At 66.7% G+C, this 25,774-nt stretch carries 22 protein-coding genes, 1 tRNA gene and 1 other RNA gene; 11 read left to right on the top strand and 13 right to left on the bottom strand.

Annotated elements, in window-relative coordinates; translation table 11 throughout:
* Positions 1–10 precede the first annotated feature (10 nt).
* Positions 11–772 (bottom strand): LytR C-terminal domain-containing protein, encoded by a 762-nt coding sequence (locus CVV68_RS00205; protein WP_110498999.1) that lies wholly within the window; start codon positions 770–772, stop codon positions 11–13.
* Positions 765–1,064: a type II toxin-antitoxin system VapB family antitoxin gene (locus CVV68_RS00200; RefSeq protein WP_110498998.1), complete on the bottom strand. Its 300-nt coding sequence runs from the start codon at positions 1,062–1,064 to the stop codon at positions 765–767. Before CVV68_RS00200 ends, CVV68_RS00205 begins: the two co-directional genes overlap by 8 nt.
* A gap of 120 nt (positions 1,065–1,184) precedes the next feature.
* Here CVV68_RS00200 and CVV68_RS00195 point away from each other — a divergent pair, with 120 nt between their 5' ends.
* Positions 1,185–2,072: a Cof-type HAD-IIB family hydrolase gene (locus CVV68_RS00195; protein WP_110498997.1), complete on the top strand. Its 888-nt coding sequence runs from the start codon at positions 1,185–1,187 to the stop codon at positions 2,070–2,072.
* A gap of 39 nt (positions 2,073–2,111) precedes the next feature.
* On the opposite strand, the gene CVV68_RS00190 is transcribed toward CVV68_RS00195, so the two are convergent.
* From CVV68_RS00190 to CVV68_RS00175, 4 genes are all read right to left on the bottom strand, one after another.
* The gene (locus CVV68_RS00190) at positions 2,112–2,603 is read right to left on the bottom strand and encodes a glutathione peroxidase (protein ID WP_110498996.1); all 492 of its coding nucleotides are present in this window, start codon (positions 2,601–2,603) and stop codon (positions 2,112–2,114) included.
* A 26-nt stretch (positions 2,604–2,629) separates the two neighbouring features.
* Positions 2,630–3,718 carry an alanine racemase gene (locus CVV68_RS00185; protein ID WP_110498995.1) on the bottom strand — a complete coding sequence of 363 codons (1,089 nt, stop codon included), beginning with the start codon at positions 3,716–3,718 and terminating at the stop codon, positions 2,630–2,632.
* Positions 3,719–3,820: 102 nt separating this feature from the next.
* Positions 3,821–3,908: transfer RNA gene (locus tag CVV68_RS00180), tRNA-Ser, on the bottom strand.
* A 347-nt stretch (positions 3,909–4,255) separates the two neighbouring features.
* A complete protein-coding gene (locus CVV68_RS00175) occupies positions 4,256–4,468 on the bottom strand; it encodes a hypothetical protein (protein WP_110498994.1) in 213 nt (70 codons plus the stop codon).
* Between the two features lie 185 nt (positions 4,469–4,653).
* Here CVV68_RS00175 and ffs point away from each other — a divergent pair.
* The 3 genes from ffs to recR all read left to right on the top strand — a co-directional run bounded on the left by ffs (position 4,654) and on the right by recR (position 9,207).
* Positions 4,654–4,749, top strand: an RNA gene (gene ffs / locus CVV68_RS00170) — signal recognition particle sRNA small type.
* Between the two features lie 82 nt (positions 4,750–4,831).
* Complete coding sequence (locus tag CVV68_RS00165; RefSeq protein ID WP_110498993.1) at positions 4,832–8,551, top strand: DNA polymerase III subunit gamma and tau; 3,720 nt, start codon at positions 4,832–4,834, stop codon at positions 8,549–8,551.
* 56 nt (positions 8,552–8,607) lie between these two features.
* A complete protein-coding gene (gene recR, locus CVV68_RS00160; RefSeq protein ID WP_110498992.1) occupies positions 8,608–9,207 on the top strand; it encodes a recombination mediator RecR in 600 nt (199 codons plus the stop codon).
* Positions 9,208–9,214: 7 nt separating this feature from the next.
* Here the strand turns inward: recR and CVV68_RS00155 are convergent, their stop codons facing one another.
* On the bottom strand, positions 9,215–10,042 hold the full coding sequence (locus CVV68_RS00155) for a helix-turn-helix transcriptional regulator (protein ID WP_110498991.1): 828 nt from the start codon (positions 10,040–10,042) through the stop codon (positions 9,215–9,217).
* 77 nt (positions 10,043–10,119) lie between these two features.
* Here CVV68_RS00155 and ilvD point away from each other — a divergent pair, with 77 nt between their 5' ends.
* Positions 10,120–12,015, top strand: a complete 1,896-nt coding sequence (gene ilvD, locus CVV68_RS00150) for a dihydroxy-acid dehydratase (protein WP_110498990.1) — start codon at positions 10,120–10,122, stop codon at positions 12,013–12,015.
* 107 nt (positions 12,016–12,122) lie between these two features.
* Here the strand turns inward: ilvD and CVV68_RS00145 are convergent, their stop codons facing one another.
* Positions 12,123–13,328 (bottom strand): ABC transporter permease, encoded by a 1,206-nt coding sequence (locus CVV68_RS00145; RefSeq protein WP_110498989.1) that lies wholly within the window; start codon positions 13,326–13,328, stop codon positions 12,123–12,125.
* Positions 13,325–14,263: an ABC transporter ATP-binding protein gene (locus CVV68_RS00140; protein ID WP_245933244.1), complete on the bottom strand. Its 939-nt coding sequence runs from the start codon at positions 14,261–14,263 to the stop codon at positions 13,325–13,327. Before CVV68_RS00140 ends, CVV68_RS00145 begins: the two co-directional genes overlap by 4 nt.
* Positions 14,264–14,576: 313 nt before the next feature.
* Between CVV68_RS00140 and CVV68_RS00135 the strand changes: the two genes are divergently transcribed.
* Positions 14,577–15,863, top strand: coding sequence for an aspartate kinase (locus tag CVV68_RS00135; RefSeq protein WP_110498987.1), 1,287 nt, complete (start codon positions 14,577–14,579; stop codon positions 15,861–15,863).
* 87 nt (positions 15,864–15,950) lie between these two features.
* Here CVV68_RS00135 and CVV68_RS00130 read toward each other — a convergent pair whose 3' ends face one another.
* The gene (locus tag CVV68_RS00130; protein ID WP_245933243.1) at positions 15,951–16,181 is read right to left on the bottom strand and encodes a hypothetical protein; all 231 of its coding nucleotides are present in this window, start codon (positions 16,179–16,181) and stop codon (positions 15,951–15,953) included.
* Positions 16,182–16,295: 114 nt separating this feature from the next.
* Complete coding sequence (locus CVV68_RS00125) at positions 16,296–16,520, bottom strand: hypothetical protein (protein WP_110498986.1); 225 nt, start codon at positions 16,518–16,520, stop codon at positions 16,296–16,298.
* A 98-nt stretch (positions 16,521–16,618) separates the two neighbouring features.
* On the opposite strand from CVV68_RS00125, the gene CVV68_RS00120 reads away from it, so the two are divergent.
* Both CVV68_RS00120 and CVV68_RS00115 read left to right on the top strand, forming a co-directional pair.
* On the top strand, positions 16,619–17,095 hold the full coding sequence (locus CVV68_RS00120) for a MarR family winged helix-turn-helix transcriptional regulator (protein ID WP_110498985.1): 477 nt from the start codon (positions 16,619–16,621) through the stop codon (positions 17,093–17,095).
* Between the two features lie 11 nt (positions 17,096–17,106).
* Entirely contained in the window at positions 17,107–18,108 is a 1,002-nt protein-coding gene (locus CVV68_RS00115) for a 3-methyladenine DNA glycosylase (RefSeq protein ID WP_110498984.1), read from the top strand.
* Positions 18,109–18,234: 126 nt separating this feature from the next.
* On the opposite strand, the gene CVV68_RS00110 is transcribed toward CVV68_RS00115, so the two are convergent.
* Both CVV68_RS00110 and CVV68_RS00105 read right to left on the bottom strand, forming a co-directional pair.
* The gene (locus CVV68_RS00110) at positions 18,235–19,218 is read right to left on the bottom strand and encodes a GDSL-type esterase/lipase family protein (RefSeq protein WP_110498983.1); all 984 of its coding nucleotides are present in this window, start codon (positions 19,216–19,218) and stop codon (positions 18,235–18,237) included.
* A 92-nt stretch (positions 19,219–19,310) separates the two neighbouring features.
* Positions 19,311–22,016, bottom strand: coding sequence for an exo-alpha-sialidase (locus CVV68_RS00105; protein ID WP_110498982.1), 2,706 nt, complete (start codon positions 22,014–22,016; stop codon positions 19,311–19,313).
* Positions 22,017–22,437: 421 nt separating this feature from the next.
* On the opposite strand from CVV68_RS00105, the gene purS reads away from it, so the two are divergent.
* Genes purS through purL form a run of 3 tightly spaced genes read left to right on the top strand, consistent with a single transcriptional unit; the run spans position 22,438 to position 25,763 of the window.
* The gene (gene purS / locus CVV68_RS00100; RefSeq protein ID WP_110498981.1) at positions 22,438–22,695 is read left to right on the top strand and encodes a phosphoribosylformylglycinamidine synthase subunit PurS; all 258 of its coding nucleotides are present in this window, start codon (positions 22,438–22,440) and stop codon (positions 22,693–22,695) included.
* Positions 22,692–23,453: a phosphoribosylformylglycinamidine synthase subunit PurQ gene (gene purQ / locus CVV68_RS00095; protein WP_110498980.1), complete on the top strand. Its 762-nt coding sequence runs from the start codon at positions 22,692–22,694 to the stop codon at positions 23,451–23,453. The genes purS and purQ overlap by 4 nt, the downstream gene beginning before the upstream one ends.
* The gene (gene purL, locus CVV68_RS00090; protein WP_110498979.1) at positions 23,454–25,763 is read left to right on the top strand and encodes a phosphoribosylformylglycinamidine synthase subunit PurL; all 2,310 of its coding nucleotides are present in this window, start codon (positions 23,454–23,456) and stop codon (positions 25,761–25,763) included.
* Positions 25,764–25,774 lie beyond the last annotated feature (11 nt).

Raw genomic sequence — 25,774 nt, 5'->3', positions numbered from 1 at the left:
CGGGAACGGTTCAGCCTGCCGTGGCCGGCGCTTTCGGCGTCGGACTCAACCGCGGGCAGGACAAGGCTCCGGGGGTCTGGTCCACCTTTTTGGCGTCCACCAGGCCCGTGAACGCGCTGGTGACAATGAAGTCCACCGTGGCACCCTTGCGGTCATCCTGGACGTATTCGGCACCGGCCACGTTGCGCTGGAGGTTGAAGGCGGCGGCCCGGCCTGAGATCCCGGAGACGACCACCACCGGGGCGTCATAGGTGGTGGAGCCGTTCGCGACGGTCTTGACCGCATAGCCGCGCTTTTTCAACTCCGCGGCAATCGTCCCCGCCATGCCCTCCTTCCGTCCGCCGTTGTAGACGTTGACGGACACGGACTTGTTCGCGGGGTAGTCAAAGGGTCCGGACGGGCACGACTCCGCGGCAGCGGTGGGCTTGGCCGGCCCGAATTTGAGCACCAGTTCACCGCGCTGAACCATGCCCGCCAGAACCACGCCGGCCACGACCAGGCCGAGCAGCAACACCAAGGTGACGCCGTGGGTGATGCGGCGCCGGACGGTGCCGGGATCATAGTCGGCCGTCTCCGGCTCGGGAAACGCCTCCGCCAGCCCCTCGGTGTCAATGACGTGGTGTCCATGCAGGAAGTGGACATCCTTGGACCGCTTGCGGGCGAGGCGCTCTTCATACGCCGCGTCCTTGGCCTGGCGTTTTGCTTCGCGCGCCGCCGCGCGGGCCTGGCGTGCGGTGGGCTGCACGTCGTCGTCCGGGGCGCTGTCAATCATCGATCACCAGTACGCGCGCGTGGAGGATGGTGCGCTGGTGAAGGGCGGTGCGCACAGCCCTGTGCAGCCCGTCCTCAAGATAGAGGGTGCCGCGCCACTGCACGACATGGGGAAACAGGTCACCAAAGAACGTGGAGTCCTCCGCCAGCAGCGCTTCCAGGTCCAGCTGCGTCTTGGTGGTCACCAGATCGGACAGCCGGACTTGGCGCGGCGCCACGGCGGCCCAGTCCTTGGGCGTGACATAGCCATGGTCCGGATAGGGTCGCTTGTCGCCAACTGCTTTGAAGATCACCTATACAGACTAGGGATTGGAGGCCCCCATGGGAACTGCCGCCCCTGCGAGCCGCGGGTGTGTTGCCAAATGGTTACAGTCACGTTCGGCTCCCGGCGTGAAGACTGGGATCATGGAACCATGACGAGAGAAACACCGCCACTGGCCCTTTTGCTGGACGTGGACGGCCCCATTGCCAGCCCCGTGTCCCGCAACGTGTCCGCCGAAATCATTGCCACCCTGATTGCCCTGGTGCGTGAGGGCATCCCGGTGGTCTTCAACACCGGACGCTCCGATGCCTTCATTGCCGCGCAGGTCATGGAACCCATGATCGACGCCGGCCTGCCCGCCCGTTCCGTGGTGCATGCCGTCTGCGAAAAGGGCGCCACGTGGTTCAGCTTTACGGCCAACGGCCCCGGCACGGTCCACCTGGACCGCGGGCTGGCCATGCCGGCGGCATTCGGCGACGACGTCCGCGCGCTCGTGGCCCGCTCGTATTCCGGCCACATGTTCTTCGACGAGACCAAGCGGGCCATGGTGTCCGTTGAGCAATTGGTCAGTGTTGACAACGCCGGCTACCTGGCCCAGCAGGACCGTTTCGACGCGGACGCCCTTGGGCTGTTGGCCCGCCACGACCTCGGCGCCGTGCGCCTTGACCACCGCGCCCCGGCCGCGTCCGGCCGCATCGAGTACCGTGTGGATCCGACCATCATTTCCACTGACATTGAATCCGTCCGTCTCGGCAAGGACCTTGGTGCCAGCCGCGCCGTGGAGCTGCTGGCCGGGCAGGGGATCGTGCCGGAGTCGTGGCGGACCATGGGCGATTCCCGGCCCGACTACGCCATGGCGGACTGGCTCCATCACCGGGACCACGACGTCAAGCACGTTGACGTGCGCCCGGCCGACGGCGTTCCAGACAAGCCGTACCCTGTCCTGACCTCCGTGGACCTCGGCCTGGACCGGGATGTCATCCACGACGACGCCGGCGCCGCCTTCCTGAAGGCCTGGCTCGACGCCGTCACCAGCTAACGGCCCCGCGGGTCGGCCCCGGCCGTCGATACCCGGCTGCTACGCCTGCGCTGCTGCGAGGGCCGCCTCCACCGCTGCCACCAGCTCCGGCGCGTCCGGCGAGACGGAGGAGGCAAAGCGGGCCAGCACAACGCCGTCGCGGTTGACCAGGAACTTCTCAAAGTTCCACGCGATGGGTTCGGCGCCGCCCTTCGTCAACGCGACGTAAAGCGGGTGCGCGTCCGGGCCGTTGACGTCGGTCTTGGCGGTCAGGGCAAACGTCACGCCGAAGTTCCTGCGGCAGAAATCGGCGATCTCCCCGTCCGTGCCGGGCTCCTGCCCGCCAAACTGGTTGCTGGGCACGCCCAGAATTTCCAGTCCGCCCGCCCGATACTTTTCGTAGAGCGCTTCGAGGGTGTCGTACTGCGGCGTGAATCCGCATTTCGAGGCGACGTTGACCACCAGCACGGCCTTGCCGCCAATCGCGCTAACGCTGCTTTCGGTGCCGTCGTTGAGGATCAGGGAAATAGTCTGCAAGGTTGGGGTAGCCATCCTTGCAGTCTAATCTCCCCGGCAGGTCAGCTGTTCCTGCCCCTCGCAGCCACGGCCCAGGTCCCGGCCGGAGCGCCGTCCCTGACCACCACCAGTTCTTCGGCCAGGTTGACGGCGGCGCACACGTGGTTGGGCACGAGCTGGAGGATGTCGCCACGCCGGGGCAGGGGCACGCTGTCGGGGACCGCGACGGTTGCATGGTGCTCCGACAGCGCCGTGATCCTGGCATCCGGCATCCCCAGGATCCGCCCGCCGCCGGTGGCCCATGCCGGCTGGTCGGCGCCGAGGACCTTGCTGCCGGCATCGACGATCACGTTGCGGCCGGTGCTGCTGACCACGGTGCCGACGGCGGTCAGCGCCACCGCCTCCCATCCGCAGGTGCCCAGTTCCACCTGCTGGGAGTCATTGAACACGTACACGCCCGGGCGGATTTCGTTGAGGACGCTGGCATCGGCGTCCGCCGCGGTGGGCGTGGAGCCGCCGCTGACGGTGTCGGCGTCCACGCCGACGGCAGCCAGGGACGCCACCGCCGCTGAGAGCGCAGCGGCTTCCTGCTCAGCGGCCGGCCCCCGTTTCCCAGGGCCATAGCCGTGGCCGGGAAACGTAAAGACACCGGCTACGGCCAGCCCATTGTCCAGGGCAGCCTGCGCGACGGCGCCGGCGTCGTCGGGGCGGCAGCCGCTGCGGTGGTGGCCGCTGTCCACCTCGACCATCACCTGCACCGCACTGCCCGCAACCGCCTGGCCCAGCTCGCGGGCGCCTTCCACGGAGTCAACACCAATGCGCAAGGCGGCACGCCCGGCCAGGGACTTGATCCGGGCGGCCCGCGCAGGGGTAACCCACAGGGGGTAGGCCAGGAACAGGTCGGTGCAGCCGGCGTCGGCGAACACCTCTGCCTCACCCAGCGTTGCAACGGTGAGTCCGACGGCGCCCAGCTCGAGTTGCCGCTGTGCGATTTGCGGGACCTTGTGGGTTTTGACGTGCGGCCGCAGGGAAACGCCGGCCGTTGCGGCCCGTTTCGCCATGGCGGTGAGGTTGCGGTCCATGGTCCCGGCGTCGACGCTCAAGAAAGGCGTGGAGGGAAAACCGGGGGCGGCAAAGTTGGTCTGTTCCATGGTTTCATGATGCCACTGCGGACAGCGCCCTGGGAGGCGGCCCCGCATTGGACAAAAAAGTAGCCCCGGACAATGCTGACGCAAGTCCGGGACTACTTTTTGTGGCGGAGGATGGGGGATTTGAACCCCCGAGGGCGTTAACCCAACACGCGTTCCAGGCGTGCGCCATAGGCCGCTAGGCGAATCCTCCAGCTTGCCGTGGCGAACACGGCAGGTTCAAGAGTACCTGACGAAATGCCCAAGTCACGAATCGCACCCCGGAGAGCCAGGAAATAAGGGTAGTAGGGCCCCGTTCAAGCCCTACTACCCTCATCTTCCTTGCGGTCCATCGGAAGGCAGACCTTCTTGCGGGGGACGGACACCCAAGGTGTCCCTCCCTGCACACCGCCGCGGTGCTCCCTCCGCGGGTGGCGTGCATTCAGAACTTTACAACATTGTCACGCGAGTGTGACATTTACCTCCGTATATTTCGGACATTGAAATATTCGTGTTGCCGTGCGACAGCTGAAAGTCCTGGCCCGCCGCCAACCCGCACGGTTACCTCAGTCCGTGGCGCACTGCCAGGACGGCAGCCACGAATCCGGCCACGGCAAAGACGGTGGTCAGTATCCAGAGGACCGCCTGCTGGTCGGAGTGGTGGTGCACCCGCTGGGTGCTGTGGGTGGAGTAGGACTCAATGCGCACCAGTGCGGAAATGCCGCAAATGAACGCAAGTGCCAAGAACACCCATTGAAAGATTCCGTAGATCATTTTCGATCCAACCTCTCCTCATGGCCTCGGGCGGCGGGGCGGCCCGGGGCTTTTATCGTGGCTATTAATGAGGCGCCCCTTCTTTGCCGAACGTACCACCACGGTCCTGAAATTGATATGGTCCGCGCGCGTTCAGCGCCCCTGGAACGGATTCGCCCGTCCCGGCTCCGTCGGGTAAGCTGATTCCCGGCCCCTCATGTGGCGTCACCCTGTGAACTCCCCCAGGACCGGAAGGTAGCAAGGGTAAGCGGGCTCTGGCGGGTGCATGGGGGGTCTTTACTTTTTCCCGGACTTATCCCCAGATCCGCCCGATCCGCAGCAGCGACCGGCACTTTGTCAGGCAGATTAGATAGGGTTTTATCTGTGAGCGCACCAACAGCCCTTTACCGCCGATACCGTCCCGACTCCTTCACGGACGTGATCGGCCAGGAGCATGTGACCGCGCCCCTGATGGCCGCCCTGGAGAAGAACAGGGTCAACCACGCGTACCTGTTCTCCGGTCCGCGCGGCTGCGGCAAAACCACCTCGGCGCGCATCCTGGCCCGCTGCCTGAACTGCGCCCAGGGGCCCACCTCCCATCCCTGCGGGAGCTGCGACAGCTGCGTTGAACTGGCCCGCGGCGGCACCGGCTCACTGGACGTCATTGAAATTGACGCCGCCAGCCACGGCGGTGTGGACGATGCCCGAGACCTTCGTGAACGCGCCACCTTTGCCCCCATTAGGGACCGCTACAAGATCTTCATCATTGACGAGGCCCACATGGTCACCTCGGCCGGATTCAATGCCTTGCTGAAGATTGTTGAAGAGCCGCCGGAACACATCAAGTTCATCTTTGCCACCACCGAACCGGACAAGGTCATTGGCACCATCCGCTCGCGCACGCACCATTATCCATTCCGGCTGGTGCCGCCCGAGCCGCTCATGGCGTATTTGGCACACTTGTGCGAACAGGAGAATGTGCCCGTGGCCCCGGGGGTGCTGTCCCTGGTGATCCGCGCCGGCGGCGGGTCCGTCCGTGATTCGCTATCGGTGCTGGACCAGCTGATGGCCGGCGCAGGCGCCGCAGGCCTTGACTATGATCTCGCCGTTGACCTGCTGGGCTACACGCACGCGTCCCTGCTGGACGACGTCGTGGAGGCACTGGCTGCCGCTGATTCCGCCACTGTGTTCAAGTCCGTGGACCGCGTCATCCAGACCGGTCACGATCCCCGCCGCTTTGTTGAGGACCTGCTGGAGCGCTTCCGCGACCTCATTATCGTCCAGGCCATGCCGGAAAGCGCCCACGCCATTTTGCGCGGCACCCCGGATGAGCTCATTGCCCGCATGCAGACACAGGCCGCCCAGCTGGGCGCTGCCGAACTCTCGCGGGCAGCCGACGTCACGAACACCGCGTTCAACGAGATGACCGGCGCCACCTCTCCGCGCCTGCACCTGGAACTGCTCGGCGCCCGCCTCCTGCTGCCCGGCGCGGACACCTCTGCCCGCGGCATGGCGGCCCGTCTTGATCAGATGGAACGCCGTCTCAATTACGGCGGCGCACCGACCACAACGGAGGCGCCCGCCACCGCGGCCGCCGGGCCTTCGGCTGACCTTTCTCCCAGCACGACGCCGTCCCTTGCGGACACGCGCCCGGTTGCGGAGGGCGGCGGGCTGGCTGCGGTCCGCGCCCAGCTCGCGAAGGCCAAGGCCGAAGCAGGGGCACAGGTGGCCAGCCGCCACCAGGGCGGCAACCCGGGATCGCCGGAGCAGGACGACAACCCGGGATCGGCGGAGCAGTCCGATCCTGCCGCGCAGCCGCCGGCGGCAGGGGCCCAGGACGCGCCGGATCAGCACGCTCCGGTCCAGGCCACCCCTGAGCCGGCCTCGCTGCTCCCTGCCACGCAACCGTCCGGCGCCCCGCCCACGGCTGCGACGACCACTGATGTCAGCCCGACTTCAGCCCCGTCCCCTGCGGCGCCGGCACCAAACCGGACACCCACGTGGGATGATCTGGAACCCGCGGCTTCCGCAGCTCCGCCTGCCATCCCGGCCGGGCCCGCAGCATCGAACGCCACGCAGGCTGTCCCCGCCGCAACGAACGCCGTGGCGGGGCCGGGCGGAGACGCCCCGACCCCGGTTCATGCGCCCGAACCCGCCGCGCCGGCAAAGCCCGCAACGCCAGCACCCCAAGATGCCGCCGCCCCAGCCGGCCAGGCCGCCGGCGGGACCACGGGGATCGAAGTCATCCGCCGTGCGTGGCCCGAAATCCTGGCCAACCTCAGCAACATCCGCAAGGTGTCCTGGGCCATGGTGAACCAAAACGTGGTACCCCGCGCATTTGACGGGGAGACGCTGCGGGTGGCGCTGCCCACCACGGCGCTAATCCAGACATTCAACAACAGCGGCCATGCCGAGAACCTGCGCCAGGCCATTCACACCACTCTGGGAATCACCTGCCAGCTTGATCCAATCACCGGGGACGCACCGAACCCGGGATCGAGCGCTGAGCCAAACCCAAAAGGACTGGCTGACCCGCGGCTTACCGGCGGGGCCGGACGGCCGCCATCCGGTGCCGTTCCGGCCGGCGGCGCGCCAGACCGGCAGGCACCCGCATCCGCCCCGGTTGCCGCCTCCGCGCCCGCGGCTGCACCCGCCGCTGGGCTGGCACCGGAGACTGCACCCGCCGCCGAACGGGCACAGCCACCGGCCCGCGCCGTCGGCCCGGCGGAAGCACCGGCCCACGCTGCGACAACGACGGCGACCCCAACACCAACACCAACACCAACACCAACACCAACACCCAATGCTGCGGCTCCAGCACTAGCCGCTGCTGCCGACGTCCCGTCGGCTCTGCCGTCCCAATCTGCGCCGAACTCTGCGCCGGAGGCCATCAACGTCCCGGCAACTCTGCAGCCGCACCCCAGCGCGCGCTTCTCAGAATGGGACGGCCCCATTCCGGAAGAGCCCAGCTGGGTGAACGAGCCCCCACACGGCGACTGGGCGGAACCCGCCCCGGCATATTCAACGTCAGGCCCTCCAGCCGACGGCGGATCAGACCGGGGCGCCGCATCACCGGTGTCCGGCCACGCACAAATCCAGGGATCACCGCGGGGCACCGGAGATTCGCCTGTGGCGGTCCAGCATTCCGAAACGAAGGCGCCGGGACCAAGCCGTGATGTCCCGGACATTGCGCCGGCATCCAAGGAGCAGGCGGCAACCGGCGCACCGGCGCAGCCCCCGGCAGTTGGGACAGGGAGTCCGGCCCCTGAGCCGAGCCAGGCAGCACCGGAGCCGGTCCAGGCGGCCGCCCCGTACCGTCCCAAGGTGTCGCCCATTTCAGCGTGGACCTCGGGGTGGGACCTGCCCGAGGACAATAAGCCCGACGCCCCCGCGTCCGCTTCCGAGGAGCAGGCTGCGCCGCGGCGCAGCCAGCTGCTGGCCGCGCAGGCCCAGCAAAACGCGCAGCCAACCCCACAGCAGGAGTCCCCGCAGGACTGGGGCGTCTCGTTGGGAGGGCCGTCGCGTAACAATGTGGCCGACCCCGGCTGGGGTGCCCCGGCAAACGCCCCGGACTGGGCCCAGCCGGCGGCAGCCCCGTCGGGCACTTCGCCTTCAGCCGCTTCCCCGTCGGGAAGTTCCACATCAGTCGCTTCCCCTTCAGGAGTTCCCTCGCCGGACGGTGCCCGTGCCGGCAACGGCGCCCCCGGTGCAGCCCATCCGGGCACCACTCGTCCGGATCCCGGCCTGCCGGGAGCCGCGCTGGCGGATGGTGGCCAGCCGTCCGCCCAGACGCCCGCCAGCCCGGTACAGGAAGGTGCGGCAACAGTGTCCCCAGGAACGGCGTCGAACGCTGCTGCGGAACAGCCTGCCCAAAGCGCCGGCGAAAAGATCAGCATGTACCAGCGCCTGTCCAACAGTCCGGAGGCACGGGCCGGGCGAACCCAGGCGCCGGCACGGACGGCCAACGTCCCCTATGTGGAAGACGTACCCAGCCCGGACGACGTCACCATTGAGGAGTCGGGCGTGGCCGGCCAGGCTGCCGTGGAGCGTATTCTTGGCGGAGCGCTCATCGAGGAAAAACCGCTGAACGGCAGCAGCTTCTAATCCCAGCCACCGCGTTTGTCCAACCCAGATTTTGAACCAGTAGAAATGAGCCAAAAGTGTACGAGGGAGCAGTTCAGGAGCTCATCGATGAGCTGGGACGCCTGCCGGGCATCGGCCCCAAATCCGCCCAGCGGCTTGCGTTCCACATCCTGGACGCGGACACCGAGGACATGCAGAGGCTGGTCCGTTCCATCATCACGGTCAAGGAACGGGTGAAATTCTGCACCATCTGCGGCAACGTCACCGAGTCCGAAACCTGCAACATCTGCCGCGATGAACGCCGGGACCCCACGGTCATCTGCGTGGTGGAGGAGTCCAAGGACGTGATGGCCGTAGAGCGCACCCGTGCCTTCAAGGGCCGGTACCACGTGCTGGGCGGCTCCATCAATCCCATTGCCGGCATTGGCCCGGACCAACTGCGCATCCGCGAACTGCTGACCCGGCTCAACGACAGCCGGATCGAGGAAATCATCATCGCCACCGACCCCAACCTGGAGGGCGAGGCCACGGCAACCTACCTCTCGCGGATGCTGAAAACCATCGGCATCGCCGTCACGCGTCTGGCCTCCGGCCTGCCCGTGGGCGGCGACCTGGAATACGCCGACGAGGTCACCCTGGGCCGGGCCTTTGAGGGCCGGCGCAACGCGCTGACGTAGGCCGGGCCTACCGCGCCGAAAGCCCTGCCAGCCGTTCACGGGTGGGGGTGCCCGGCGTGGGCGCATAGAGAACAAAATGCAGTTCCGGGGCCTCCGAGGGCACCAGCCGGTGCTGTTCAAAAACCAGCTCGCCCACGCCCGGATGCAGGAAGACACGCTGCCGTGAGGCAAACCCCTCGACACCCCGCTCGGCCCAGATCTTCGCGAAGTCCGGGCTTGCGCCCTGCAGCCTGGCCACCAACGAGGCATGCGCGGCCGATCCCAGCCGGGGCCCCGACTCAGCCCGGAACTCGCCCACAAAGTGCCGCGACGTCTCTTCCCAGTCGGGCAGCATCCGGCGCAGCTGCGGATCCGTGAAAATCAGCCACAGCAGGTTCCTCTCCGCCGTGCCCACCTCGGCAATCCGCGAATACAACAGCGTGTAGGCAGTGTTCCAGCCGGCGATCCCCCAGTCCGGGGCCACGGCAAACGCCGGAAAATCCAGGGCGTCCAGCAGGGCCTGCAGGTGCGGCGGCGCTGCCTCGATTGGCGCAACCTCCGCCAGGGGGACCGGGGCATATCCGCCCATCGCCAACAGGTAGGACTGCTCGGCGGCGGTCAGCCGGAGCACGCGGGCAATCGACTCAAGCACCTGGCGCGAGGCATTGATGTCCCGCCCCTGTTCCAGCCACGTGTACCAGGTGACACTGACGGCCGCGAACGCGGCAACCTCTTCTCGCCGCAAACCCAAGGTCCGGCTGCGGCCAATGGGCGGCAGGCCCAGTTCGGCACGGACCAGGTTGGCGCGGCGGTCGCGCAGGAACTGTCCCAGCTCCCGGCGTCGTTCTTCATTCACCTACGTAAATCTAGCACTGCCACTACTAGTACCGCCACCGTCTTCCACGGCAGGCACCCAGCTGATTAACTGGTTCCATGCCTCCTTTACGCTCACGCACCGTCACCCACGGCCGCAACATGGCAGGCGCCCGCGCCCTCATGATGGCCTCCGGCGTCGCCAAGTCCGACATCGGCAAGCCGATCGTTGCCGTCGCCAACTCCTTCACGGAGTTCGTCCCCGGCCACACGCATCTCGCCCCCGTGGGCCGCATCGTCTCCGACGCCATCCATAAAGCCGGCGCCATCGCCCGCGAATTCAACACCATCGCCGTGGACGACGGCATCGCCATGGGCCACGGCGGCATGCTGTACTCGCTCCCCTCCCGCGACCTCATCGCCGACTCCGTGGAGTACATGGTCAACGCCCACTGTGCCGACGTGCTGGTGTGCATCTCCAACTGCGACAAGATCACCCCCGGCATGCTCATGGCGGCCCTGCGCCTGAACATCCCCACCGTGTTTGTCTCCGGCGGCCCGATGGAAGCCGGCCGCGTGACCATGACCGACGGCTCGATCCGCACCTTGGACCTGGTCAACGCCATTTCCGACGCCGTGGATGATTCCATCTCCGACGCCGACATCGACCTCATCGAGGCAAACGCCTGTCCCACCTGCGGATCCTGCTCCGGCATGTTCACGGCCAACTCCATGAACTGCCTGACCGAGGCGATCGGCCTGTCGTTGCCCGGCAACGGCTCGCTGCTCGCCACGCACACCGCCCGCAAGGAGCTGTACGAGCGCGCCGGTGCCACCGCCGTTGAGATCGCCAAGCGCTACTACGAGGACGACGACGAGTCGGTCCTCCCGCGCTCCATCGCCAGCTTCGAGGCGTTCGACAACGCCATGGCCCTGGACATCGCCATGGGCGGCTCCACCAATACGATCCTGCACCTGCTTGCCGCAGCACAGGAAGCAGGGCTGAAGTACGACCTCGAGGACATCGACGCGAAGTCCCGCCAAGTGCCGTGCCTGGCCAAGGTGGCCCCGAACGTAGCGGGCAACAAGACGTACTACATGGAGGACGTACACCGCGCCGGCGGCATCCCCGCACTCTTGGGGGAGCTGAACCGCGGCGGGCTGCTCCACACGAACGTCCGCTCCGTCCATTCCAGCGACCTCACCGGATGGCTGGACGACTGGGACATCCGCGGCGGCAAGGCCACCGAAGCCGCCCAGGCTCTCTGGACTGCCGCACCCGGCGGCCAGCGCTCCTCCACCGCATTCTCACAGTCGGCCGAGTGGACGTCCCTGGACATCGACGCCGCCGAGGGTTGTCTGCGCGATGTTGGGCACGCGTTCTCCAAGGACGGCGGGCTGGCCGTGCTGCGCGGCAACATCGCCATTGACGGCGCCGTGGTCAAGACCGCAGGCGTGGACGAGTCCATCTGGACGTTCGAGGGCCCGGCCGTGGTCTGCGAGTCCCAGGACGAAGCCGTGGAAAAGATCCTGAGCAAGACAGTCAAGGCCGGCGACGTGGTGGTCATCCGCTACGAGGGCCCCCGCGGCGGCCCGGGCATGCAGGAAATGCTCTACCCCACCTCATTCCTGAAGGGTCTGGGCCTGGGCAAGGTCTGCGCACTCATCACCGACGGCCGCTTCTCCGGAGGCACCTCCGGCCTGTCGATCGGCCACGTCTCCCCCGAGGCTGCCGCCGGCGGCACCATCGCCCTGGTCCAGGACGGCGACATCATCCGCATCGACATCCCCAACCGCTCCCTGGAACTTTTGGTGGACCCGGTTGAGCTGGACGAGCGCCGTGACCTGCTCGAATCCACCACCGGCTACCAGCCTGTTGGCCGTGAGCGCGAGGTCTCTGCAGCCCTGCGCGCCTACGCCTCCATGGCCACCAGCGCCGACAAGGGTGCCGTGCGCCAGATCCCCGACGACGTCGTGCTGATGCGGGCGCCGCGGGCAAAAGTGTCCGTCTCCTAAACAGTCCTCACATCTGTGTTGCAGTAGTTGCACCGGAAAGCGCTTTCGACGCGCTTTTTCGTCCAACTACTGCAACACAGATCCTGACGGCGTGGCGGTCGCGGGAGCTATGCGACCCGGGTGCCTTTCGGCAGCCTCCCGGCCGGGGTGCGCAGTGCCCGCCACCCGAGCGCCAGTATTCCGGCGGTCAATGCCAGCTGCAGTCCCAGGCCCAGCGGCCACAACGGTGCCTTCTGGCCAAGGTACAACGGCGTGATCTTGCCTCCCGCGCACTGGTATGTTGCATCCGGCCCCGCCTGCACGTAGCGGGCGCCCTGGCTGATGGATTCGAACACACCCTGGGAGTAGGAGCCCTGCGTGGACCTGTCCGGGTACGGGATGGCATCCGCCACCACGACAAACGGGTTCATGCCGAGCAGCCACGCCACCCGGTCGGACCGGACGGCCTGCTGCTCGGTGAGGGGTCCGTAACACGCATAGTCGTTGTTCTGGTCTGTGATGCCGCTGGGCATTTCCGGGTAGCCCGGGGCGGGGTCGGAACCGCCAGACCCCTCTTGCACGTACGTGTTCTTGTAATAGGCCTGGTTCGCCTGGACTGTCCCTTGGCTGACCAGCGATCCCAGTCCGAAGGCGATTAGCGTGCCAACCCCCAGCGCGGCCACCACCAGGTACGTGACCACTATGGAGAACAAGGGACGGCTGGCCAGGGCGGAGATGCCCACCCCGATGGCGCACACCACCCCCAATTCGACCGCCATCATCAGCAGGGCAACGAGGATGTGCCCCATGCCCAGCCCGCCCTGCAGGAATCCGAACAGAAGGAACGGAATGCTGACCACCAGGAACGCCAGGCCGGCAAGCCAGGACGCCAGAAATTTTCCCCACAGTATTTGCCCCGGGCGCAGCAGCGTCACCTGAAGTATGGCCAAGGTGCCGCCCGCACGGTCGCCGTTGACGGCGTTCGCGGAGAACGCCGGTGCCACCAACAGCCCGAAAAGCAGCACGAAGGCCAGCACAATCTCAAAGATCAGCGACCCCGGGGCCTGACCCGCGGCGCCCGGCGCCACCACGCCAAAATCGCCCTGGGCCTGGACTTGCACCTTCCAGCTGGACCAGGTCAATGCCGTCACAAAGCCAATGACCACCACCCAGATGGCCAGCAGGATGTACCAGCCGCGCGAACGCAGCCGCTGCCGCACTTCCAGGGCGACCACGGCGCTGATGCCTTCCCAGTAGGCACCAAGGCCGCCCGCATGCCTGCCGGCGTCCGTTGTGCCCGGCGTTGGGCCCGGCCCCTCCACCTCGGTGCTCATCGCTGCTCCACATCCATGCTCATGTAGGTTTCTTCCAAGGCCCCGGCGGCCGGGGCAAAGGCGGTGACCGCCACGCCGGCCCGCACCAGATCTGCCAGCAGCTGCGCGGAATCCCGTTCCGTTCCCACCATCACGGTCACGGAGCCGCGCCGGCCGCTGCCGCTCTCAAACTGCACGCCCAGCCTGGCCAGCTCCGCGGGTAGTGTTGCCGGGTCCAGTGCGGAAATTGCGTAGCGGCGCCCCTGGGCTGCGGCCTGCTCCACGCTTTGGGCCAGGACGGAGCGTCCGGCGTTGACAAACACGGCCCGATCCGCGATTTCGTCCAGCTCGGCGAGGACATGTGAAGAGACGACGACGGCCTTCCCTTGCGCCGCCAGCCCACGCAGGATGTGGCGCAGTGCCACCCGCGATCCAGGATCCAGTCCGGACGCCGGTTCATCCAGAAGCAGCACGTCGGGATCGTGAATCAGCGCCCGGGCCAGGCTGAGCCGCTGCTGCTGGCCGCGGGAGAGTACCCGGGCGTGCTGGTCTGCAAGGTCCGCAAGGTTCACCAGATCGAGGAGTTCGGTGACCCGGCCGGCAATGGCGGCCTTGGGCAGGCGGTAGAACCTCCCCATGAGCGTGAGGATCTCGCGGGCGGTCAGGGAATCCCACACGCCAAGGGTGTCCGGCATCCAGCCGATCCTGGCCCGGGCCGCCGACGGGTCCTTGGACGGGTCGACCCCCATGATGCGCACCGTGCCGGTGTCCGGCGCCAGCAGCGAAGCCAGAATTAACAGCAGCGTTGTCTTGCCGGCACCGTTGGGCCCGATCAGGGCCGTGACCTCCCCGGCAGGTGCCCGCAGGTCCATGCCCGCCACTGCGTGGACTGCGCCAAAGCGGCGCGAGACCCCCACAGCGGAAAGCCCGTTAAATGCTTCCAAATCACGTGCCACGATGCACCTTCCCCAAGCGGCCCCGGGCGGGCCTTTGCCCCATCCTAGGGTGGGACGGACGCCCAAGGCATCATCCCGTCGTCGGACTTTCCACAAAGGGCCGGCGGACCCACAGCGGCCGGATGGCGGTGGTCGGGTGTCCGTCATGTGGACTTCCCAATTCCAGATCGGCAGGGCCCGGGGCTAAACTTGCTTCAACTGCCCTCCGCGCCAAATATGCCGCACCGGCCGCGCGCGTGGCGCTGTTCGGGAGCGAACGGCAGCGAAAGAACTTTGAAGATGTTGCGTTAGGTTAGCCGATGAGTGTGCACCCATGAGCTTGATCGTCCAAAAGTACGGTGGATCGTCCGTGTCCGATGCCGCGGGCATCCTCCGTGTTGCCCGCCGCGTGGTGGAAACCCAGAACGCCGGCCACGAGGTGGTGGTGGTGGTCTCCGCGATGGGCGACACCACGGACGAACTCCTGGACCTTGCCAGGGAAGTGGCCGAGCACCCGCCGGCCCGCGAGCTGGACATGCTCATGACTGCTGGCGAACGCATTTCCATGGCGCTGCTGGCCATGGCCATCAGCGCCCAGGGAGGCGTGGCCCAGTCGTTCACGGGCAGCCAGGCCGGCATGATCACCGATGGCATCCACGGCAAGGCCCGCATCATCGACGTGGACCCACACCGCGTGCGCACGGCCCTGGACAAGGGCAAGGTGGCCATTGTGGCCGGCTTCCAGGGCATGAGCCGCACCACCCATGAGATCACCACCATGGGCCGCGGCGGTTCCGACACCACGGCCGTCGCCCTGGCCGCAGCATTGAACGCCGACGTCTGCGAGATCTACACCGACGTCGACGGCGTCTACACGGCCGATCCGCGCGTCGTCTCCAGCGCCCAGAAGATCAGCAAGATCTCCAGCGAGGAGATGCTGGAAATGGCTGCCTCGGGCGCCAAGATCCTGCACCTGCGCTGCGTGGAATACGCCCGCCGCTTCGGACTGCCCATCCATGTGCGGTCCTCCTTTAGCGACAATGAAGGAACCTGGGTGCTGCCCAGCCCCGACGACAAAATCAAGTTCACAGAAGGAGTTGCCTTGGAGCAGCCCATCATCTCCGGCGTGGCGCACGACCGGTCCGAAGCCAAGGTCACCGTTGTTGGCGTGCCGGACATCCCCGGCAAGGCCGCCATGATCTTCGGCATCATTGCCGGCGCACACTCGAACATCGACATGATTGTGCAGAACATCTCCACGAAGGGCACGGGCAAGACGGACATCTCCTTCACCCTGCCCATGGTGGAAGGTGAGGAGGCGCTGGCGGCCCTGCGCGGCCGGCAGCTGGATGTGGGTTTTGAGGACCTGATCTACGACGACGAGATCGGCAAGCTGTCCCTGATCGGCGCCGGGATGCGCTCCAACCCGGGAGTGTCCTACAGCTTCTTCCAGGCCTTGTCCGACGCCGGGGTGAACATCGACTTGATCTCCACTTCCGAGATCCGCATCTCCGTCGTCACCCGCGCCGACCTGCTGGACACGGCGGTCCGCGCAGTGCACCAGGCCTTCGGGCTCGACGGCGAAGACGAAGCCACCGTATACGGGGGCACCGGGCGCTAGCGTTCGCCGCCCGACGCAAGAGTTGACGCAAAAAAGGGTGCCTGCCGCATGTTCCGCGGCGGACACCTTTCTGCGCTGCACCCGGCCTCATTCCACGGGTTCTTCATTCCTGTGAATGGCGTAGTGATGCCCGTCCGAATCGGTCCGCTGCTCCATGTGTGCCAGCTCATCGTCGCTTTCGTCCTCAAAGGCGTCGTGCCGATGCACCACGGGAGCATCCATGTCGCCCTGGTCGGCGGGACCGAAGACCGTCTGGAACTTTTCCGTCGCATGCATGAACTTGGTAACGAACTTGTCGCCGCTTGCCATCATCAACATCTCCTCTCCACACTCAACCCGATGTGATGGATATCCCACCATCTTAGTTGACTCCCGCTCGAAAAGATAATAAAAACATGTCCTAATTATCGGCCTTGGACGCCAAAGCGGCGGCTAGCGCAGGGACTGGTCGGTGGGGTCCTTCGGAACCAGATACGTGGTCCCGTCGGCGCGCGTAACCGTGGCCCACTGCGCCGCCGCGGCCTGCTGCCGGGCCAGGAGCGCCTTGTTTTCATCGGTCATCTCATGGTCCAGCGGGCTGCTGTGGGCCGGGCCGAAGATCGTACGCAGGCGGCCGGTCAGGCGCATGAACCTGTGGACCAGACGTTCGTCTGACATGGGAAATCCTTCAAGGTTGTGGGCAACGATGGGATTCATAGTACCCTGTTGATTAGTGCACTAACTAATTTTCGGCCCACTGACTTTGGGAGGAATTCGTGACCGTCCAGGACAACGACCTGCGCCTTGATCGCCAACTCTGCTTTGGGCTCAGCGTCGCCTCCCGCAGCGTGGTCGCCGCGTACAAGCCTGTGCTAGCCGAGCTTTCGCTGACCCACCCGCAATACCTGGTCATGCTGGCACTCTGGGAACAGGCGCCTCGCCAGGCCAAGGACATCAGCGGGGCCCTGTTGCTGGAACCGGCCACCCTTTCGCCACTTCTCAAGCGCCTCGAAGCACTGGGCTACGTGAGCAGGCACCGTTCCGCGGCGGACCAGCGCGCCCTGGCCGTGGACCTCACCCCCGCCGGTGCCGCCCTGCGTGAAAAAGCCTTGTCGGTGCCAGGCACCATGCTGTCTCGCCTGGGCCTGGACCGCGATTCCGCCTCAGCCCTGCACCACACCATGATGGCGCTGATCGACGCCGCCACCCGCGCGGACGATGCCCCGCCCGCCCACGCACAGCTCCATGCCTGATAATTGAACGCATGACCTCCTCCGCCACGCCGCTACAGCAGCCCGCCGAAGGAGGCGCTGCCCCGGAACCCGCCGGCCTTGTACATCTTGACCAGGACACGTGGCGTGCCCGCGAGGCGGCATACCGGGAACGTGTGGACCGCTACGCCGCCCCTTACCTGGCGCGCCGCTCCGCCGGCCTGAAGCATCCGGTGGAGGACTTCCTGTTCACCTATTACACGCAAAAGCCCGGCCAGCTGCGCCGCTGGCACCCGGGGGCGGGCGTCGTTTTGCAGGGGACGGGGGCTGCGGAGCGCCTGGAGTGGAAGTTTTACCGCACTTCCCCGTCGGCCGGGCACGACGGCGACACCCGGGTTCCCGGGGCACCCCGCCCGGGTGCCGGCGTCGTGCTTGACGCCGGAGCGTTCATGGAAAAGCGGAGGGAAGCCGTCGATTTTGCCCGCATAATCCTGGGAAGGACGGCAGCGCGCCCCGCTCAGTTTGGCTGCTTTGGCCTGCATGAATGGGCCATGGTTTACCAACAGGAGACCAACGCGGTCCGGCACGACTATCTGGAACTGCGGCTGGGCTCCGCCGGCACGGACGCGGTGGTGGAGGAGAACAGGATCCGCTGCACGCACTTTGACGCCTACCGTTTTTACACGCCGCAGGCCACAGGACTCAACGAATTGACGCCCACGCGTGAAAATCAGCGGGATCTGGAACAGCCCGGCTGCCTGCACGCGAACATGGACCTGTACAAGTGGGCGTACAAGCTTTCGCCCGCGCTGCCCAGCGAACTGGTCATGGACTGTTTTGACTTGTCGTGGCGGATCCGGGCCATGGACATGCAGGCCTCACCGTATGACTTGGCCGAGTGGGGCTATCCACCCATTCCCATTGAGACGGCTGCCGGCAAGGCCGACTACGTTGCCCACCAGCGGTCCTTCAGCGCCGAGGCCGCAGTGCTGCGCGGCCGGCTGCGTTCAGCGCTGGGAGTGCTCGACACGGCGGCGGCTTCGGAGCCGCGCTGACGGAGGCAAAGCACGACGGCGGGAACCCACCACCCCGGCGCTCCCTCACCTTCGGGTGGCCTTCCCCCGTAGCTCCCTCAGTGAAGCGAGGGAGCGTTCACTGATACAGCCCCGAGGGAGCGTTTGTTAGTGCCGGAGGATGGCGGCGAGTTGGGGTGCGAGCCGGGCGGCCATGAGGGCGTAACCGGCGGTGTCCGGGTGCAGGGTGTCGGGCAGGCGCTCGAGCGCCTCCTGCGCGGTGAACACCGCGGCGCCGTCGATCAGGTGGATCCAGGCATCGCCCCTGCGCTGCAGTTGCGCCACGACGTCCGCGGTGGCCCGCCGGTAGTTAGCCAGGGACCAGCCGACGGCGTTGGGTTTGTCCTCCCGCGGCAGGGACAGCACCGGCGTGATCACCGCGATCGGCACGTGCGGGTGTGCGCGGCGGATGGTGGCGACAAAGCCATGGATGGCGCCCGCGTAAGTCCGTTCGGAGAACGTTGCGGCGTTGTAGCTGTTGATGCCCACGCAGAGGGAGATCAGCTCGAGCGGGGTTTGGGCGATGGTGTCCGCCGCCACCGGATCCAGCTGGCATTCCCCCGCCAGCCCCAGATTGAACGACTGCCAGCCGTTGCGCCGGGCCACCAGCGCCGGCCACGTCTGGGTGGGACCGTCGGCCTGCTGGCAGTGCGTGATGGAACTGCCGTAGCTGAGCCAGCGCGGACCTGACTCCGTGGCAGGCACCGCGCCAACGCCGTCGTACCTGGCCGCCTTCAGGCGGAAGTCGCCAAAGTGCGGCAGCCACACCTCGACCAGTGAATCGGGGACCGGTACGTCCAGTTCGACGACGTGGCAGTGTTCGCCCGCGGCGGGCAGCCGGTGGGCCAGCTCTCCGTTGACCAGCACGTCATAGGGTGCGGCGTCGGGCGAACCCTCCCCCTCAAGCCTGAGGGTGCCGCTGCCGGCGCGCCAGCCGGCCCGGATTCCTGCGGCCATGGCTGCGCGGTTGGCCAGTCCGCCGGTTGACGGCGGCAGGTAGCCGGACGCGTCCAGGCGAACGAAGCGCTGCGCGCCGCCGCAATCCGAATCAACCCTGAACATTCCCGACCACTGGGCCGCAACTGAAACCATGCGTTAAACCTATCGAGCAGAAGGCCGGAGGCTGCCCGCCGCAAGACAGGCAGCCTCCGTGATTGAAGCCGAAGCTACAGTTGCTTCATTGGCTACGGGGTGACGTGGAAGGACCCGAAGGAGACCCTTTCGCCGTCCTTGTCCAGGAGCACCAGCGTGTCCTTGCCGTTCTTGGTGCCGGCCGGGACCGTGAAGGTGATGGTTCCGTTCGCGTCGGCCAGGAACCAGCCGAACCGCTGCCCGTGCTGGTTCAGGTAGACGTAGCCCCACTGGTTGGCGGGGGCGCCGTGCACGGTGACGGTGTCGCCAACGCTGTACTTGCCGGCATCCAGCCCCAGGTCGACGGGCGGCTGGCCCTTGAGGTTCGCCCGGTCCACGGCGGGAGTGCCGGCCGGCTCGGCCGGGACGACCGGAAGCTGCAGGGCCGCCAGTGCCAATGCGGCGCTGGCCGTCCGGACGCCGTTGTGCCCGCTGGCCGCAACGGAAGTGCCGTGGATTTCGCCGGCGGCAAGTTCCGCCGCCGTAACGTTCCGTGTCGCGGTGAAGGTGGCCGACTCCCCGGGCGCCAATGCCTCGGTGGAAGAGCCGACGCCGGCCGCCGCCACGTCCGTGAGTGTCACGTTGCCGGAGTTGGTCACCGTGGCTGTGGTGGTGACGGTGTCACCGGTGTTGGCGAATCCATTGCCGTCGGCGTCGTCCCACACGACGGCCGCCGTGCCGGACAGTGCGGGCTTGCGCACCAGCAAATCCACCTCGTCACCGGTGACGGTGTAGTTCTGCGTGGTGGCACCTGTGCCGGTGACCTGCCAGGTGGTCACCGGGACAAAGAAGCCGTTCGCGGCTTCGGAGGCGGTAACCACGTGTTTGGGCGTGGTGCAGTTGTAGCTGCCCCAGACCGCCAGGGTCATGAACCGGCAGTTGCCGGCGCCCGGCGGCAGGAAGGGTGCCACGTTGCCGGACTGCGGCACCACGGATTCGGCGATGTTGCCGGTGCTGGCCACGGCGAAGGAATACGGCACGGAATCACCAGCCCCGTAGGGGCTTGTGGCCAGGTCCCGGCCGGCATCATTGCGGGCGCCGGTGATGGTGGCACCCACGATGGTCTCCGTGGCGCCACCGGTGATCGTGACGGGGACCGAGGCGCTCAGCACATGGCCCAGCACCGTGGCCCGGGCTGTGATGCTGGTGCTGCCTGCCTTGGCGTAGGCCGGGATGGTCACGGGAACGGAAACCACGGCCTGTCCGCCCGCGGGGATGGTGGGAAGCTGCGTGGAACCAAACTCCCAGCCTGTCTGCGGGGCAAACGTTGCCGTGGCTCCCTCAATCGGTGCGTCGGACGTGTTGGTGACGGTAAGTGAAGCAGACACCGTGGCTCCGTTGTCGCCCGTGACGGGCACGGCCGTCAGGCCGGCGTCACAGAACGCATTGATCCAGTCGGCGTTGAATTTGCCGAAAGTCATGGTGTTGTTGTCGCCTTCGTAGAACACGCCAAAGGTGCCGTCGGAAAGCGCAGTAATGGTGGAGTAACTCATGGCGCCGGACTTGAATTGCTTGCCGGCGCTCCAGGTGGCGCCGTTGTCGCAGGAGTAGCGGACAGTGCCGTTGGAACGGCTGGAGCGGTTGTTGGCGTTGGAAAACAGCAGCACCTTGGCCGCGGCTGACCCCTCGGCGGCGTCGGGGTACATGTGGGTGATGCCTGCGTTGTTGGTGGGGTCCACCAGTGCGGAGTCGTAGCGAACGGCCCCGTACGTGGCGCCGCCGTCGGTGGAGATTGCTACCTTGCGGCCGCCGCCGTTGGCGCTGTCACGCGAATTGAGCATGACCCGTCCGTCGGAGAGCTCAACGACCTTGTTTTCATCCATTCCTGTGCCCACGAAGGCCCCGCGCTGCCAAGTCCTGCCGTGGTCGTCGGAATAGACACTGTAGGCCTGGATGACCGTGCTGCCGTCGGCCTGCTTGACCTTGCCGGCAAATTGCTGGATCAGCCGGCCCTTGTACTGGCCGTACTTGAGCTGGATGCCTTCTCCGGAGGAAGCGAACATTCCGGCGACCCCGCCCACATTGGCCACGCCGTTGACCGTGGTTCCAGCGGGCTTGGCCACGGTGGTGGCCAGCGGACCGGCAAAGCCGGCATAGGCGGATCCGGCCGGGTAGGTGGAGGGGACGGGCGGCGCGGGGATGTTGGCCGGATCCGTTGACCAGCTGAGCCCGCCGTCGGTGGAGACGGAAACTTCCGTACTGATGACTTGGCGGTCGGCGTCGTCGTTGCCGAAGGTGCTGCCGGCGAAGCCCTGGTCCTTGGAGTAGACGTGGAAGTTGAAGACCGTGCCGGTTTCCTTATCCACCACATAGCTTGGATCGCTGAAGCCGTACCGGAGCGCTCCTGCGGCCGCGAGCTGGCCGCGGGCCACGTAGCTGGGCGCACCCCAGGTCTTGCCGCCGTCGGTGCTGCGCCGCTGCACAATGGAATTCGCCGACGGCGAGTCCCCGCCATCGGGGCGGCCGTCGTAGGCGGCCAGCACCACGCCGTTGCCCAGGTCCGCCAGGGCCGGGATGCGGTAGTACTTGCCCAGCACTGGGTCAATGGCGTTGTCGCCGTTGCTGGCGAGCACCTGTTCGGAGTAGCTGGGTGCCGATGCGGGCGCCTGCGCGGCGGCTGGGACGGTGGCTGGGACAGTGGCTGGGACAGTGGCAAGGGCTGGCGAAACCATGGTGGCGAGCAGGCCTGCACTCAACATGCCCGCTGCCGCTATCCCCGGCCCGCTCTTCCATCGGCGCAATTTGTCGGTGGACTTCATGTGATCCTTTCGGGCGGCCCTCATTGGCCGTAAAGAAGTGGACGAAAGCACATCCCGCCCAAGATACCCAGTCCCCACGTCCTGGGAGGTGGGACGTGCTACCACCGTACTATGTGATGGATCACATTGGTAGTGTCTGTCCCAACTCTCAGTCGTGTTTCACACGCAAAGCCGTGTTTCGCGCCCAAGTCCCATGCGCCTGGACGGTCACGCCAGGTCGGCAAGTCTGGAAGCTGGCTGCGCCGTGGCACGGCCGCCCATGCCCCGTCACCGGTGGATTCCGGGAGTTTGCAAACACTCGGTAGAATGGAGTTGCAAGCTCGCGGAGCGCTTCATCGTTCAGGTTCTCTTTGGCCTGGCCAAGGACGGCGTAAGACGGCAATCCGTGGCCACCCCCTTTTTTCAAACAGGAGTCCAACGGATGCCCCGGATCGTTGTCGATGTCATGCTCAAGCCCGAAATCCTTGATCCGCAGGGAAAGGCCATTGTTGGTGCCCTTCCCCGTCTGGGATTCACCGCATTCTCCGCCGTCCGCCAAGGCAAGCGCTTTGAACTGACCGTTGACGGCGAGGTGACGGACGAGATCCTGGCCCAGGCCCGCGAGGCCGCGGAAACGATGCTTTCCAACCCGGTGATCGAAGATGTGGTCAACGTGGAAGTTGTGGCGGACCAGCCATGACTGAAACTCCCCTGATTGGCGGTGCCACCCTGGCGCCCGTGGATGCCCGTCTGGCAGGCGCCCGCATCGGCGTGGTCACCTTCCCCGGCACATTGGATGACCGCGACGCCATCCGCGCCGTGCGCGTCTCCGGCGCCACGGCCGTGGAACTCTGGCACGCCGATTCCGGCCTGGGTGGCGTGGACGCCGTCATCATCCCCGGCGGCTTCTCCTACGGCGACTACCTGCGTGCCGGGGCCATTTCCCGCTTTGCCCCGCTGATGTCCACCATCATCAAGGCAGCTACAGGCGCCGCATCCTCGAATCCTTTGCCCGTTTTGGGCATTTGCAACGGCTTCCAGATCCTCACCGAAGCGCACCTGCTTCCCGGCTCGATGATCAAGAACGACCACCTGAAGTTCCTGTGCCGTGATCAGGTGCTCCGCGTGGAAAACAACACCACCGCCTGGACCAACGCCTATTCGGCCGGCCAGGACATCACCGTCCCGCTGAAGAACCAGGACGGCCAGTACATCGCCGACGAGAAGACCCTCGATGCCCTCGAGGCCGAGGGCCGCGTCGCCTTCCGCTATGTGGGCGGCAACCCGAACGGCTCGCGCCGCGACATTGCCGGCATCTCCAACGCCGCCGGCAACGTGGTGGGCCTCATGCCGCACCCGGAACACGCCGTGGAGGCCGGCTACGGCCCCGGCCACACCGGCACCGACGGGCTGGGCTTCTTTACGTCTGTTTTGAACACGCTTCTGGGAGGCAACTAAATGTCCGAAACTTCCACGAAGAAGTTCAACATCGACACTGTTGAAAATGCAGCCGTAACCCCGGATGTCCAGCTGCCCTGGGCCGAGCTGGGCCTGAAGCAAAACGAATTCGACGACGTCGTGAAGGTTCTGGGACGGCGCCCCACCGGCGCCGAGCTCGCCATGTACTCGGTCATGTGGAGCGAACACTGCTCCTACAAGTCCTCCAAGAACCACCTGCGCCAGTTTGGCGAGAAGGTCACCGAGGAAATGAAGAAGGACATGCTGGTGGGCATTGGCGAAAATGCCGGCGTCACCAACCTCGGGGACGGCTGGGCGGTAACGTTCAAGATCGAAAGCCACAACTCGCCGTCGTTCGTGGAGCCCTACCAGGGTGCCGCAACCGGCATTGGCGGCATTGTCCGCGACATCATCTCCATGGGCGCACGCCCTGTGGCCGTCATGGATCCGCTGCGCTTTGGCGCGATCGGCCACCCGGACACGGCCCGCGTGATGCACGGCGCGGTGGCCGGCATCGGCGGCTATGGCAATTCGCTGGGCCTGCCGAACATTGGCGGCGAGATGGTCTTTGACTCCGTCTACCAGGGCAACCCGCTGGTCAACGCGCTGGCCGTGGGCGTCATGCGCCACGAGGACATCCGCCTGGCGAACGCCTCCGGCCTGGGCAACAAAGTGGTCCTGTTCGGCGCACGCACCGGCGGCGACGGCATTGGCGGGGCCTCGGTGCTGGCCAGCGAGTCCTTCGATTCCACGAAGCCCTCCAAGCGCCCCGCCGTCCAGGTGGGCGACCCCTTCGCCGAGAAGGTGCTCATTGAGTGCTGCCTGGAACTGTTCAAGGGTTCCCTCGTGGAAGGCATCCAGGACCTGGGCGCCGCGGGCATCTCCTGCGCCACCTCGGAACTGGCCTCCAACGGCGACGGCGGCATGGAAGTCGAGCTGACGTCCGTGCTGCTGCGCGATCCCACCCTGACCCCGGGCGAGATCCTCATGTCGGAGTCACAGGAACGCATGATGGCCGTGGTCTCCCCGGAAAACGTGGCCGCGTTTGAGGCCGCCATGGACAAGTGGGCAGTGGAGTACTCCTGGCTCGGCGAGGTCACCGACACCGGCCGCCTGATCATCAAGTGGGAAGGCGCAGTGATTGTCGACGTCGACCCCCGCACCGTGGCGCACGACGGCCCGGTCTACGACCGCCCGTTTGCCCGCCCGGAATGGCAGGACGCCCTGCAGGCGGACACCTTCACCGGTTCCGTCCAGGACGCCGCCCGCCCGTCGACGGCGGAAGGGCTCAAGGCCGCGGTGCTGGAGCTCATCGCCTCCCCCAACATGTGCTCCAAGGACTGGATCACCAACCAGTACGACCGCTACGTGGGTGGCAACACGGCCATGGCGTTCCCCGACGACGCCGGCGTGATCCGCGTGGACGAGGAAACCGGACTGGGCGTCGCCCTGGCCACCGACGCGAACGGCCGCTACACCTTCCTGGACCCGTATCACGGTGCCCAGCTGGCCCTGTCCGAGGCCTACCGCAACGTCGCCACCTCCGGCGCGATCCCCATGGCCGTCTCCGACTGCCTGAACTTCGGCTCCCCCGAGGACCCCGACGTCATGTGGCAGCTGGCCGAGGCCATCCGCGGCCTCTCCGACGCCTGCATGGAACTGGGCATCCCGGTCACCGGCGGCAACGTCTCCCTGTACAACCAGACCGGGACCACTCCCATCCACCCCACCCCCGTGGTCGCCGTCCTGGGCAAGTTCGACGACGTCGCCCGCCGCACGCCGTCGGGCTGGGCCGAGGACGGGCAGGCCATCTACCTGCTGGGCACCACGGCCGCCGAGCTGGACGGCTCCGAATGGGCCAACCTGCGGGGGCACCTGGGCGGCGCCGCGCCAAAGGTTGACTTGAAGCGCGAACGGGAATTGGGAGAGATCCTGATCAACGCCTCCCGCGACGGCATGATCGACGCCGCGCACGACCTCTCCGAGGGCGGCCTGGCGGCCGCGCTGGTGGAGTCGTCGCTGCGGAACAACGCCGGCGCCCGCGTGGCCCTGGACGAGGTTGCCGCGCGGGACGGCGTGGACATCTTCACGCTGCTGTTCTCCGAGACGCAGGGCCGGGCCATCGTGTCCGTCCCGCGCAGCGAAGAGGTCCGCTTCAACGACATGTGCACCGCCCGCCGCTTCCCGGTCTCCCGGATCGGCGTAGTGGACGCGGCCGGCGGCGCCCTGGACGTGCAGGGCCTGTTCACCGCCCCGCTGGACGAACTCCGCGAGGCCCACGAAGGGACGCTGCCGAAGTACTTCGGCTGACGTTCCCCCGT

Source organism: Arthrobacter livingstonensis, assembly GCF_003219815.1.
In the GTDB taxonomy this organism is placed as follows: Bacteria; Actinomycetota; Actinomycetes; order Actinomycetales; family Micrococcaceae; genus Specibacter; species Specibacter livingstonensis.
Note: the sequence above shows the minus strand (reverse complement) of the source record. Positions and strands in the feature narration are given on the sequence as shown.

Coding starts and splice junctions, on each gene's coding strand:
- CVV68_RS00205 (WP_110498999.1), bottom strand. CDS start 772: ATGATTGACAGCGCCCCGGACGACGACGTGCAGCCCACCGCACGCCAG.
- CVV68_RS00195 (WP_110498997.1), top strand. CDS start 1,185: ATGACGAGAGAAACACCGCCACTGGCCCTTTTGCTGGACGTGGACGGC.
- CVV68_RS00190 (WP_110498996.1), bottom strand. CDS start 2,603: ATGGCTACCCCAACCTTGCAGACTATTTCCCTGATCCTCAACGACGGC.
- CVV68_RS00185 (WP_110498995.1), bottom strand. CDS start 3,718: ATGGAACAGACCAACTTTGCCGCCCCCGGTTTTCCCTCCACGCCTTTC.
- CVV68_RS00175 (WP_110498994.1), bottom strand. CDS start 4,468: ATGATCTACGGAATCTTTCAATGGGTGTTCTTGGCACTTGCGTTCATT.
- ilvD (WP_110498990.1), top strand. CDS start 10,120: ATGCCTCCTTTACGCTCACGCACCGTCACCCACGGCCGCAACATGGCA.
- CVV68_RS00145 (WP_110498989.1), bottom strand. CDS start 13,328: ATGAGCACCGAGGTGGAGGGGCCGGGCCCAACGCCGGGCACAACGGAC.
- CVV68_RS00135 (WP_110498987.1), top strand. CDS start 14,577: ATGAGCTTGATCGTCCAAAAGTACGGTGGATCGTCCGTGTCCGATGCC.
- CVV68_RS00130 (WP_245933243.1), bottom strand. CDS start 16,181: ATGTTGATGATGGCAAGCGGCGACAAGTTCGTTACCAAGTTCATGCAT.
- CVV68_RS00125 (WP_110498986.1), bottom strand. CDS start 16,520: ATGTCAGACGAACGTCTGGTCCACAGGTTCATGCGCCTGACCGGCCGC.
- CVV68_RS00115 (WP_110498984.1), top strand. CDS start 17,107: ATGACCTCCTCCGCCACGCCGCTACAGCAGCCCGCCGAAGGAGGCGCT.
- CVV68_RS00110 (WP_110498983.1), bottom strand. CDS start 19,218: ATGGTTTCAGTTGCGGCCCAGTGGTCGGGAATGTTCAGGGTTGATTCG.
- CVV68_RS00105 (WP_110498982.1), bottom strand. CDS start 22,016: ATGAAGTCCACCGACAAATTGCGCCGATGGAAGAGCGGGCCGGGGATA.
- purS (WP_110498981.1), top strand. CDS start 22,438: ATGCCCCGGATCGTTGTCGATGTCATGCTCAAGCCCGAAATCCTTGAT.
- purQ (WP_110498980.1), top strand. CDS start 22,692: ATGACTGAAACTCCCCTGATTGGCGGTGCCACCCTGGCGCCCGTGGAT.
- purL (WP_110498979.1), top strand. CDS start 23,454: ATGTCCGAAACTTCCACGAAGAAGTTCAACATCGACACTGTTGAAAAT.